Origin of the sequence: Flavobacterium granuli, assembly GCF_031456055.1 — a bacterium.
Classification (GTDB): domain Bacteria; phylum Bacteroidota; class Bacteroidia; order Flavobacteriales; family Flavobacteriaceae; genus Flavobacterium; species Flavobacterium granuli_A.
The window spans coordinates 485,480-498,049 of record NZ_JAVDTX010000001.1 but is presented as its reverse complement, the minus strand read 5'-3'; the positions used below and the strand labels follow the sequence as shown (position 1 = coordinate 498,049).

At 33.5% G+C, this 12,570-nt stretch carries 11 protein-coding genes; 5 read left to right on the top strand and 6 right to left on the bottom strand.

The genetic code is table 11. The features are described 5' to 3' along the window. Positions 1–308: 308 nt before the first annotated feature. The 3 genes from gyrB (at position 309) to secDF (ending at position 6,444) form a co-directional block, all read left to right on the top strand. The gene (gene gyrB / locus J2W95_RS02155; protein ID WP_310003477.1) at positions 309–2,252 is read left to right on the top strand and encodes a DNA topoisomerase (ATP-hydrolyzing) subunit B; all 1,944 of its coding nucleotides are present in this window, start codon (positions 309–311) and stop codon (positions 2,250–2,252) included. A 60-nt stretch (positions 2,253–2,312) separates the two neighbouring features. Next, positions 2,313–3,248: a malate dehydrogenase gene (locus J2W95_RS02150; RefSeq protein WP_310003475.1), complete on the top strand. Its 936-nt coding sequence runs from the start codon at positions 2,313–2,315 to the stop codon at positions 3,246–3,248. Positions 3,249–3,474: 226 nt separating this feature from the next. Continuing rightward, positions 3,475–6,444 (top strand): protein translocase subunit SecDF, encoded by a 2,970-nt coding sequence (gene secDF / locus J2W95_RS02145; protein WP_310003473.1) that lies wholly within the window; start codon positions 3,475–3,477, stop codon positions 6,442–6,444. Positions 6,445–6,540: 96 nt separating this feature from the next. Here secDF and J2W95_RS02140 read toward each other — a convergent pair whose 3' ends face one another. Next, positions 6,541–7,434 carry a LysR family transcriptional regulator gene (locus J2W95_RS02140; RefSeq protein ID WP_310003471.1) on the bottom strand — a complete coding sequence of 298 codons (894 nt, stop codon included), beginning with the start codon at positions 7,432–7,434 and terminating at the stop codon, positions 6,541–6,543. Between the two features lie 102 nt (positions 7,435–7,536). Between J2W95_RS02140 and J2W95_RS02135 the strand changes: the two genes are divergently transcribed. Both J2W95_RS02135 and J2W95_RS02130 read left to right on the top strand, forming a co-directional pair. Then, the gene (locus J2W95_RS02135) at positions 7,537–8,130 is read left to right on the top strand and encodes an NAD(P)H-dependent oxidoreductase (protein ID WP_310003469.1); all 594 of its coding nucleotides are present in this window, start codon (positions 7,537–7,539) and stop codon (positions 8,128–8,130) included. A 2-nt stretch (positions 8,131–8,132) separates the two neighbouring features. Further along, complete coding sequence (locus tag J2W95_RS02130) at positions 8,133–8,423, top strand: putative quinol monooxygenase (protein ID WP_310003466.1); 291 nt, start codon at positions 8,133–8,135, stop codon at positions 8,421–8,423. A gap of 58 nt (positions 8,424–8,481) precedes the next feature. On the opposite strand, the gene lgt is transcribed toward J2W95_RS02130, so the two are convergent. From lgt to folE, 5 genes are all read right to left on the bottom strand, one after another. Then, the gene (lgt, locus tag J2W95_RS02125) at positions 8,482–9,411 is read right to left on the bottom strand and encodes a prolipoprotein diacylglyceryl transferase (RefSeq protein WP_310003464.1); all 930 of its coding nucleotides are present in this window, start codon (positions 9,409–9,411) and stop codon (positions 8,482–8,484) included. A 77-nt stretch (positions 9,412–9,488) separates the two neighbouring features. Beyond that, positions 9,489–9,737, bottom strand: coding sequence for a membrane protein insertion efficiency factor YidD (gene yidD / locus J2W95_RS02120; protein ID WP_310003463.1), 249 nt, complete (start codon positions 9,735–9,737; stop codon positions 9,489–9,491). Between the two features lie 49 nt (positions 9,738–9,786). After that, positions 9,787–11,265, bottom strand: a complete 1,479-nt coding sequence (gene cysS / locus J2W95_RS02115; protein WP_310003461.1) for a cysteine--tRNA ligase — start codon at positions 11,263–11,265, stop codon at positions 9,787–9,789. Between the two features lie 64 nt (positions 11,266–11,329). After that, positions 11,330–11,725, bottom strand: coding sequence for a four helix bundle protein (locus J2W95_RS02110; RefSeq protein ID WP_310003459.1), 396 nt, complete (start codon positions 11,723–11,725; stop codon positions 11,330–11,332). 47 nt (positions 11,726–11,772) lie between these two features. Next, positions 11,773–12,444: a GTP cyclohydrolase I FolE gene (gene folE / locus J2W95_RS02105; RefSeq protein WP_116795821.1), complete on the bottom strand. Its 672-nt coding sequence runs from the start codon at positions 12,442–12,444 to the stop codon at positions 11,773–11,775. Positions 12,445–12,570 lie beyond the last annotated feature (126 nt).

The following is a 12,570-nucleotide window of genomic DNA, read 5'->3' as shown; positions in this document are numbered from 1 at the left end:
TTAGCCCCGATAGCAGTGGAAATCCTTTTTGTTTTTTCTTTAAAAATAAAAAGATTGCAACGGATAGCGGGACCGATGTTGTTAAAAAGTCTAATCTTTCTGCTTAAAATTTATAATCGAATTTCGATGGTATGAAGTACTGATAATCATATTTTAGAAAATTGATTTTTCTATTGAAATTGCCATTGAAATTGATGTTATTTGTTAATAACTTAAATGCTTATAAATGGAATAAAGTGCTTATATAGATTACATTTTTATATATTTGCGTGTTAGACGAAAATCACATTTTTTTTAGATTAAATTATATGAGCGAAGAAATCAAGAAGGACAATTATTCAGCAGATAGTATTCAGGCATTAGAAGGAATGGAGCACGTGAGAATGCGTCCATCGATGTACATTGGAGATGTTGGTGTAAGAGGGTTACATCATTTAGTTTATGAAGTCGTAGATAACTCTATCGATGAGGCAATGGGAGGTCATTGCGATACGATTAGAGTGGATATCAATGAAGATGGATCTATTTCTGTTGAAGACAACGGACGTGGTATTCCAGTTGGTATTCACAAAAAAGAAGGTGTTTCTGCATTAGAGGTCGTAATGACCAAAATTGGTGCAGGAGGTAAATTCGATAAAGATTCTTACAAAGTTTCTGGAGGTCTTCACGGTGTTGGGGTTTCTGTCGTAAATGCATTGTCAAATCATTTAAGAGCAACAGTTCACAGTAGTGATGGAAAAGTCTACGAACAAGAATACGAAAAAGGAAAAGCGCTTTATCCGGTAAAACAAATTGGAGAAACCACTAAAAGAGGTACGATTGTTACCTTTTATCCAGATCCTTCCATTTTTACCCAAACAATAGAATATTCTTATGATACTTTATCTGCTCGTATGCGTGAGTTGTCCTTTTTGAATAAAGGAATCACGATTACATTTACAGATAAAAGAGAACTTGATAAAGACGGAAACTTTCTTTCTGAAATATTCCATTCTTCTGAAGGATTAAAAGAATATATTAGATATTTAGATGGAAATCGTGAGCCAATTATTGCACACGTAATTTCTATGGATAACGAAAAAGGAGAAATTCCTGTTGAAGTAGCTTTGATTTATAATACAAGTTACTCTGAGAATATTTTTTCTTATGTAAATAATATCAATACACACGAAGGTGGAACGCACCTGCAAGGTTTTAGAACTGGTCTTACGAGATCTCTGAAGAAATATGCAGATGCTTCTGGAATGTTGGATAAATTGAAGTTTGATATCGCTGGAGATGATTTCCGTGAAGGACTTACTGCAATTATTTCAGTAAAAGTGGCTGAACCTCAGTTTGAGGGGCAAACCAAAACTAAATTAGGAAATCGTGAAGTAGTTTCTCCTGTAAGTCAAGCGGTGAGTGAAATGATTGAAAATTATTTGGAAGAAAATCCAAATGATGCTCGAATTATTGTTCAAAAAGTAATACTTGCAGCTCAAGCACGTCATGCAGCTAAAAAAGCGCGTGAAATGGTACAGCGCAAAACTGTTATGGGTGGCGGTGGATTACCAGGGAAATTATCGGATTGTTCCGAGCAAGATCCTGCAAAATGTGAGGTGTATCTTGTCGAGGGAGATTCGGCAGGGGGAACGGCTAAGCAAGGTCGTGACAGAGCTTTTCAAGCTATATTACCATTACGTGGTAAGATTTTGAACGTTGAAAAAGCAATGCATCACAAAGTATTCGAAAACGAAGAGATTCGAAATATATTTACTGCACTTGGAGTAACTGTTGGTACAGAAGAGGATAGTAAAGCTTTGAATATTTCAAAATTAAGATACCATAAAGTAATCATCATGTGTGATGCCGATGTCGATGGTAGTCATATTTCAACTTTGATTTTGACATTCTTTTTCCGATTTATGAAAGAACTAATTGAAGAAGGGCACGTATATATCGCAGCTCCTCCTTTATATTTAGTTAAAAAAGGTAATAAAAAAGAATATGCTTGGAATGATGTTCAACGTGATCAAGCAAATGAAAGAATGGGTGGAAGCGCAGGAATTCAGCGTTATAAAGGTCTTGGAGAGATGAATGCAGAGCAATTGTGGGAAACTACAATGGATCCAAGTTTCAGAACATTGAGGCAGGTTACAATAGATAGTTTGGTGGAAGCAGATAGAGTTTTTTCTATGTTAATGGGAGACGAAGTGCCACCAAGAAGAGAGTTTATTGAGAAAAATGCAGTTTACGCAAATATCGATGCGTAGTTTTTAGAGTAACTGTATTTTTCTTTTTTGGTTTGCTATTAATAAAAAAATAAATATAAAATGAAAGTTACCATTGTAGGAGCAGGGAATGTGGGAGCATCCTGTGCGGATTCAATTTCTTATAGAGGAATTGCAAGTGAAGTAGTATTGTTGGATATTAGAGAAGGTTTTGCTGAAGGTAAAGCGATGGATATTATGCAATGTGCTACAAATACTGGTTTTAATACTAATGTTTCTGGGGTTACTAATGATTATTCTAAAACAGCAAACAGCGATGTGGTTGTGATTACTTCAGGAATTCCTAGAAAGCCTGGAATGACTAGAGAGGAATTAATAGGAATCAATGCTGGGATTGTTAAGACTGTTGCAGAGAATGTATTGGCACATTCGCCAAATTGTATTGTAGTAGTAGTTTCTAATCCAATGGATACAATGACTTATTTGGCATTGAAATCTACGGGATTGCCTAAAAATAGAATTATCGGAATGGGTGGAGCTTTGGATAGCTCTCGTTTTAGATATTATTTGTCTAAGGCATTGGATAAACCATCTAATGATATTTCTGCTATGGTTATTGGAGGACATGGTGATACTACTATGATTCCTTTGACAAGATTGGCTGCTTATAATGGTATTCCGGTTTCTGAGTTTTTATCTCAAGAGGAGTTGGATAAAGTTGCAGCTGCTACTATGGTAGGTGGAGCTACACTGACAGGTTTATTGGGAACTTCAGCTTGGTATGCACCAGGTGCTTCTGTTGCCTATTTGGTAGATAGTATTTTGAATGACCAAAAGAAAATGATTGCTTGTTCAGTTATGGTGGACGGAGAATACGGACAAAACGATATTTGTATCGGTGTACCTTGTATTATAGGTAAAAACGGAATAGAACAAATTGTTGATATTAAATTAAATGATGCTGAAAAAGCTGCTTTTGCAAAAAGTGCAGATGCTGTAAGAAGCATGAATGCTGATTTGAAAACTGTTTTGGCATAATAATTTACGTATAAAAAAAGAAGGCTGCAATTTCTGCAGTCTTTTTTTTGATTTTAATTAATAAATAAATTGGTTAATCTTTCCGTTAATTATATATTTGCTCGGTTTAAAAAAAATGACATAAATCGTGGTGTTCTTTTTTGTTTTTCAAAAATGACGTAATGGCTTATTTTATAGGGTTTAAAACAAAAAATAAATAAATAAAAATAATTAATTTTTAGTAATAATGCAGAATAAAGGACTTATTAAATTTTTCGCAATTCTATTTGCATTGGTAAGTATTTACCAACTTTCTTTCACTTTTGTCTCAAGTAAAGTTAAAAGTGATGCAAAATCTTTTGCTGGAGGAAATCCGGAAAAAGAAGTAAAATATTTGGATTCAATTGGTAAAGAAAAAGTGTTTAGCTTAGGTTTTACTGATTTTACATTCAATGAAGTAAAAGATAAACAAATCAATAAAGGACTTGACTTAGAAGGTGGAATCAATGTGACTCTTCAAATCTCTGTTAAAGACATTTTGAAAGGATTATCAAATAATTCGAAAAATCCTATTTTTAATAAATCTTTAGCGGATGCTACTGCAAATCAAAAAGGAAATCAAACTTATATTGATGCATTCTTCGAAGCTTTTGAAGCAAATTCTAATGGAACTATAAAATTAGCTTCTCCTGATATTTTTGCTAATAAAACTTTGCAAGGCGAAGGAGGAATTGATTTCCGCATGACTGATTCTGAAGCTAAAAAAGTGATCAGAAGAAAAGTTGATGAATCTGTTGATAGTGCTTTTGGAGTTTTGAGAGAGCGTATCGACAAGTTTGGTGTAACTCAACCTAATATTCAAAAACTTGGTGAAACTGGAAGAATTCTTGTGGAACTTCCTGGAGCAAAGGATGTAGATAGAATTAAAAGATTATTGCAAAGTACTGCTCAATTGGAGTTTTGGGAAACTTATAAAGTTGAAGAAATCGGTAATTTCATCATGGCTGCTAACGAAGCTTTGAAAAAAACTGAAATTGCTAAAGTTGAAACTAAATCAGTTGCAAAAGATTCATTGAGTGCTTTATTGACAGATGCAAAAGATTCTACAGCAACTAAAAAAGGTAATAATCCTATCATTGATAAAATTGTAGCTCAAGGTGGTGGAGCTGTTTTGGGTCTTTTCGCTCCAAAAGATACAGCTACAATCAATTCTTATTTTAAAAGAGCTGATATTAGAATTTTATTGGCAGGTGAACAACGTTATGCAAAATTTGTATGGGGTAAACCAACAACAATTAAAGATGCTAAAGAAAAAGATGTTGAAGTTGTTGAGTTGTATGCCTTAAAAGGAAACAGAGATAATGCAGCCTCAATGGGTGGTGGTGTTGTAACTGATGCCAGCGATACTTTTGATCAAATGGGTAAACCAGCTGTTTCTATGCAAATGAATAGCAAAGGAGCAAAGGAATGGGAAGAATTAACAGGAAGAGCTTATACTCAAAAAGGTTTTATTGCTATTGTTCTTGATGATATTGTATATTCTGCACCTGGGGTTTCTAGTGGACCGATTGCAGGAGGTAGATCTGAGATTTCTGGTAATTTTGATGTAACAGAAACTAAAGATTTAGCAAACGTATTAAGAGCTGGTAAATTACCTGCAGCGGCTGAAATAATTTCATCTGAAGTTGTTGGACCATCCTTAGGTCAAGAAGCTATTGATAATGGTACGAATTCTGCTGTAATTGGATTGCTTTTAGTATCTCTTTGGATGATGATCTATTATGGTAAAGCTGGTTGGTATGCAAATATTGCTTTGCTAGTTAACTTATTATTTATGTTTGGTATTTTGGCAAGTTTAGGTGCTGTGCTTACTTTACCTGGTATTGCAGGTATCGTTTTGACAATGGGTACTGCGGTAGATGCTAATATCATTATATATGAAAGAGCTAAAGAAGAATTAAGGGCTGGTAAAAATTTGGACGAAGCTGTAAAAGCTTCTTATAGTTGGACAGGAGCTATGCGTTCTATCGTTGATGCAAACGTAACTCACGTTTTGACAGGTGCTGTATTGTTTATTTTCGGATCTGGACCAATCAAAGGATTTGCTACTACTTTATTAATCGGTATTGTAACCTCTTTGTTTACTTCTATCTTCATTGCTAGAATCTTCATTGATAGAAATATTGCAGGTAAAAACGATTTGTCTTTTGTGACAAAATTCTCTAAAAATTTCTTTACTAATTTCCACTTTGATTTCTTGGGAATTAAAAAATGGACTTACCTTTTCTCTATCGTTGTGACTATTGTAAGTATCGCATCGATTGCAACTCATGGTTTTGACCAGGGTGTGGATTTTGTTGGAGGAAGAACTTTCCAAGTTCGTTTTGACAAATCAATGAAGCCAGAAGAAATTAAAGAAGAATTGACTGCTGTATTTGGAAGTGCCGAGGTTAAAATATTTGGTAAAGATGATCAGTTGAAAATTACCACTAAATACAAAATCCAAGAAACGGGTACTGGTGTTGACGAAGAGGTAAATAAAATATTATTCCAAAGTTTGAAAAAGCACTATGCTGCTGATATGACTTATGATAAATTTGTAAATACTTATGAAGGTAAAAAACTTGGTGTTGTTCAAGCATCAAAAGTTGGACCTACAGTAGCAGAGGATATCAAAACAAATGCTTATTGGGCTGTACTTGGTGCAATGGCAATTGTGTTCTTGTACTTAATGATAAGTTTCAGAAAATGGCAATATAGTTTAGGTGCAATCGCAGCGGTAGCACATGACGTTATATTCGTATTGGGAGTGTACTCATTACTTTGGAAGTACATGCCTTTCGGAATGGAAATTGATCAGCACTTTATTGCAGCTATCCTTACCGTTATTGGTTATTCTATGAATGATACCGTAATTGTATTTGATAGGGTTCGTGAGTTCTTGGATGGTAAAACAAAAGGATCATTCTCTGAAATTGTAAATAAATCTATTAATTCTACAATGTCAAGAACCATAAATACTTCATTGGCAATGATTTTGGTGTTGTTAATCATGTTTGTTTTCGGAGGAGAATCTATTAGAGGATTTATTTTCGCAATGCTTGTTGGTATAGTTATCGGTACTTACTCTTCATTGTTTATTGCTACTCCAGTATTGGTTGATACCATTTCTAGAGAAGAGAAGAAAAATGTTGAAATTAAGCATCAAGAAGCTTAATTAATAGCAAAATATATTTAAAAAAAAAGATTCAACGAAAGTTGAATCTTTTTTTTTGTTCTAATAAATAGTTGTTTTTTCTGTATACAATCCCAGTTACATAATCTTCATAAAGGTTTCTTTTATTAATTGTATTTCATCTGAGTAAATGGTTTTCTTTTTATTTGCAAAGTAAAGGGTGTTTTTTAAAGGAGTTTTTCCTTCCCACAAAAGCTTTATTTTTCCACTTTCTAGTTCTGTTTTGCATAAGAAATCTGGAATTACTGCTAGGCCACTACTATTGCTTAAACAACGCACTATGGAGTTTAAATTTGGAACAATGTAGTTGGGTCTAAAATCGGCATGTTTATTGAAATTAAGCTGCCAAAAGCGTCTCAAATGCTCCATGTCGCCAGTAGTTCCATACCATCTTTGTTGTTTTAGCCATAGTTCTATTTCTCCCATATCACTTAGTTTTTTTAAAGTGTCAAAGCTTTCCGAATCGGTTTCGTTGCCACCAATGAGAACAATCGTTTCCGATGAGAAGGCTTGATAATCGATATTATTCTTGACAATCATTTGTGGCGTGATGATTAAGTCTAAAATTCCTTTGTCCAAGTTTTCAACCATTTCAGGATATTCACCAAATTGGATAATCACATTAAATGGAAAAGTTGCTAAATACGGTTCTAAAGTAATCTGAAAGGTTTCAAAACACATTCCAATGCTAATGGTTGGTGTATTTTTTTCTGTACTTCGTTGAAAGTTTTTTTCTGCTTCTTCTAATTTTGATAATGCATCTGTTATAAAATTATAGAGCACTTTCCCTTTTTCGGTAGGAATCATTTTTCTGCTGGTTCTATCGAATAATTTATAACCAACATAATTTTCGAGCGAACTTAAATGCAAACTGACTCCAGGTTGTGAAATATACAATGTGTCGGCCGCACCAGTTAGGGTCCCAGTTTTGTAAATATATTTGAAAGTTCTATACCATTCTAGATTTACCATTTCATTAAGTATTATAATTATGATGCAAAGGTATGAATTATGTTATTTTAATAATGAGTTAATTGGTTGTAAATTTGCACTATCAAATTAAAAGAAGATAAGATGAAAAAAATATTTATAATAAATGGGGGACAAAAGTTCGGACATTCAGGCGGGAAATTTAATCAAACAATAGCCAATACCACTGCAGATTTTTTTTTAAACAATAAAAATTTTGAAGTGAAAAGCACAGATGTAAATGATGAGTATGATCCAGCGCAAGAAGTAGAAAAATTTGTTTGGGCTGATGTCGTTATTTATCATACACCAATTTGGTGGTTTCAATTGCCACATGCTTTCAAGAAATATATTGATGTAGTTTTTACTGAAGGCCATGCTAATGGTATTTACAAAAGTGACGGGCGTTCTTCTAAAAATCCTGCGATCAATTACGGTACAGGAGGGATGTTGCACGGGAGAAAATACATGGTTACTTCTTCTTGGAATGCGCCGAAAGAAGCTTTCACCTTGCCTGGTGAATTCTTTGGAGAAACAAGCGTTGACGATGGAGTGTTATTTGGATTTCACAGAATGAATGCTTTTACTGGAATGAAACCTTTAGAAAGCTTGCATTTTCATGATGTTATGAAAGGGGCTAACGTAGATAGTGATTTAGAAATGTACCGAAATCATTTGACTCAATTATTTTTGAACTAATTATGGAAATAAATTTGACAGTAATTATCAAAAGTAAACCTGAATATAGAGAAGAATTGAAGGCAATCTTGATAGATTTATCAAAAAATTCTAATGAAGAAGCTGCCTGTCTTCAATATGATTTACATCAAAATTTAGAAGACCCGAATTTATTTATTCTTCACGAAGTTTGGAAAAATCACGAAGGATTGGATTTGCATAAAGAACAATCGCATTTCTTGAAATTTAATGAGGTTTCTGAACTTTTTTTAGAAGAAAAAATAACAGTTTTTAAGACTTCAAGAATTGGGTAATCAAAAAAAAGCCACTGAATTTTTCAGTGGCTTTTTTTTGTTTTTGATAATATTCAATTTATATTTCATTTGTCTTCTTAGCAGTAATTACAAAATATAATCCCACTATTATAAATGGAATGCTCAACCATTGTCCGGTTGATAATATGTTTCCTAAATCGCTTTCGAAACCACCTTGACTTTCTTTTACCGATTCCACAACTATACGTACAGAGAATAATAATACTAAGAACAAACCGAATAAAAATCCTGATTTTTTACGAGTATCTGTCTTCCAATAAAGGAAAAATAATACCGAAAATACAAATATGTAGCAGAAAGCTTCATATAATTGGGCTGGGTGTTTGGCAGGAACCTGTTCCAATAAGTTGGCATACTGAGGATTTGTTGCAATAGCGTTGTAAGCTTCTTTTGGCGTAGGAAGTTGAGTCGTATTTACAGCTTCTCTTGGGGTAAATTGATCTCTAATAAAACGAATCCCAAACGACGAAGTTGTTTCTTTACCTACAATTTCCGAATTGAAAAAATTCCCCAATCTTACAAAAATTGCTCCACTGGCAACAGGAATTACTACTCTGTCCAATATCCATAATAATGGTTTTTGAAGCACTTTTTTGCTAAAGAAATACATGGCAACTATAATCGAAATTGCTGCTCCATGACTCGCTAATCCTTGGTATCCTGTAAATTCAAATTTGGGGCTGAATCGGAATGGTAAAATGATTTCGGCCAAATTATTACGGTAATACTCCCAATCGTAAAAGAAAACGTGTCCCAATCGCGCACCAACTAATGTCGCTAGTACAGTCCAAACAAACAAAGAATCTAATTTTTCAATAGAAATATTTTCCCTTTCAAAAATATGTTTCATGATGTACCAACCCAATCCAAAAGCGATTACAAACATTAAACTATAAAAGCGAATAATGAAAAAACCTAAATCAATACCTTCGGAAGGATTCCATACAATGTTTAAAGCGTGTGTCATTTATTTTTTTATTTTATGTGAAAATACTATTTTGATTTGATTGATTGTGTTAATTAAAAGGTAAGAATTTTTCTTTTTTAGTGAGTGTGATCGCATTTTTTTTCAGGGACTGGATCATAGCCTTTTCCACCCCAAGGGTGACATCTCAATATTCTTTTTATTCCTAAATAACCTCCATAAAATAATCCATGAATTTGCAAAGCTTGAATCATATAGCTTGAACAAGTCGGTTCAAATCGGCAAGCAGCGGGAGTAAAAGGGGAGATGGCTCCCTGATAAAATCGAACGAGTAAAATAAAGGGATAAACTATTATTTTTGAAAACATTTGAAATGTTATTATCGAAATTCTAAACGCCTTGCAATCTGTTTTCTGCCTACTGAATACTAAAACTAGTGCCTTCTTTTCCGTCTTTCAATTGAATACCCAAAGCTATTAATTGATCACGAATTTGATCCGATAATGCAAAATCTTTATTGTCTCTGGCTTGTTTACGCATACCGATAAGCATATTTACTACACCTTCTAATTTATCAGTGTTGCCATTCGCTTTTTCTTCTTCCAATCCCAAAACATCAAATACAAAAGCTTGCATAGTTACCGTGAACAATTTTAAATCGGCTGTATTTAAAGTCTCTTTTTCGTCTTTTAATAAATTAATAAAACGAACTCCTTCAAATAATTGCGCAATAAGAATTGGCGAATTGAAATCGTCATTCATGGCGTCGTAACACAATTGTTTCCAACCGGCAATATCTATTGAGCTAGTTGCGTTTGCAGAAATACTTTTTAAAGATTCCATCGCTTCCATCAATCTTTTATATCCTTTTTCGGCTGCAATGATGGCTTCGTCAGAGAAATCAAGAATACTTCTATAATGGGCTTGTAGCATAAAAAAACGTGCTACTGATGCTGAAAAAGCTTTACTTAAAAAAGCATTGTCTCCCGTCAAAATCTCTCCAGGCAAAATATTATTCCCAGTAGATTTTGCCATTTTTTTGCCATTCAAAGTAAGCATATTGGCATGCATCCAATAATTTACGGGAGTATGTCCAGTACAAGCTTCATTTTGTGCAATTTCACATTCATGATGTGGGAATTTCAAATCCATTCCGCCACCGTGAATATCAAAATGATTGCCCAAATATTTCGTACTCATAGCAGTACATTCTAAGTGCCAACCCGGAAAACCATCGCTCCAAGGTGAAGGCCAACGCATAATATGTTGTGGCTCGGCTTTTTTCCAAAGTGCAAAATCCTGAGGGTTTCTTTTATCCGATTGTCCGTCAAGATCACGGGTATTTGCCAGCATATCTTCAATATTGCGACCGCTTAATATTCCGTAATGATTGGTTTCATTGAATTTGACCACATCAAAATAAACAGAGCCGTTAGCTTCGTAGCCAATGCCTTTGTCAATAATAGTTTTTATGATTTCAATTTGCTCAATAATATGACCCGTTGCTGTTGGTTCGATACTTGGAGGTAAAAAGTTAAAAGCATTCAAAATATCATGAAAATCTACCGTATAGCGTTGTACCACTTCCATAGGTTCCAATTGTTCCAAACGTGCTTTTTTGGCGATTTTATCTTCCCCCTCATCCACATCGTCCACTATATGTCCCACATCCGTAATATTTCGAACATAACGAACTTTATAATCCAAATGCAATAAATACCTAAAGATTACATCAAAAGACATAAAAGTTCTCACATTTCCTAGATGCACATTACTGTAAACTGTCGGTCCGCACACATACATCCCCACATTTCCTTCGTTAATTGGCGTAAATGTTTCTTTTTCTCCCGAAAGAGAATTGTATATTTTTAAGGTCTGACTTTTATATAAGGACATGAAGTTTTGTTTAATCGTTAATTTGTTTAATCGTTAATTTGTTTAATCGTTAATCCGTGTAGGCTTATTGATTTAAAATTTTATTGGTTGATGTTGATTCTTGTGAAAGATAATATTTTTTTAAGCTATTAATTTGATTGCAAATTTTTTCAAGTTTTTCTCTACAAAGTAAATATTCTTCCTCAGAAATGTAATCAAGGTCTTTTGAAATTATTAAATGATTTAATGTTTCTGTGGCTGAAGAATATGAAATAGTAAGAAAATGAGCTTTATCTTTATTTGTGTTTCTAGAAGTTCCTTCTGCTATATTTGTCGCAATAGATGACGAACTTCTTTTTATTTGAGAAGTTATGCCATAAATTTCACTTGATGGAAAATTATTAGTTAGTTTATAAATTGTTAAAACAAAATCTCTAGAATTTTGCCAAACATCAAGTTTTTCGAATGAAAAAATATACATATTTAATCCGATTTAACAATTAAACAAATTAACGATTAAACAATAATTTAGAATTTAGTATCTAATTTGATATAGTCCAAAAACTCTCTTTTTGTTTGTGGGTCTTTGAATTTTCCGCCAAATTCAGAAGTTACAGTACTACTTTCGATATCTTTGATTCCTCTTGAATTCACGCAAAGGTGTTTAGCGTCAATCACACATGCAACATCTTCTGTGCCAAGGGCTTGTTGAAGTTCTTGAACAATTTGCATTGTTAAACGTTCTTGTACTTGGGGTCTTTTCGCGTAATGTTCTACAATACGATTCATTTTTGAAAGACCAATTACTCTTCCACTAGAAATGTAAGCGACATGTGCTCTTCCAATGATAGGTAATAAGTGATGTTCGCATGTAGAGTAGAGTGTAATGTTCTTTTCGACTAACATTTCTCCGTATTTGTAATTGTTTTCAAAAGTGGAGGCTTTTGGTTTTTTGTCAGGATTTAATCCACCAAAAATTTCTTTTACAAACATTTTGGCTACACGATTGGGAGTTCCTTTCATGCTATCATCTGTCAAGTCCATCCCCAATGTCAATAGAATGTTTTCAACATCTTTTTTTATTTTTTCAATCTTTTCTTCATCTGTAATGGCAAAGGCGTCCTCTCTTACTGGATTTTTGGCATTGGTACTAATATGATTGTTTCCTATTTCGTCTTGAAATTCTTCGTTGTTTATCATTAAAAGGTACTATTATTATGAGTGTCTATTTTTAAGGGGTAAAGATAATTAATAAAAAGGAAACATTTTCTATCGTTTTGGCTTTTAATTATAGCAAAAAGTGATGAAAAGATTGATTAATTTGAT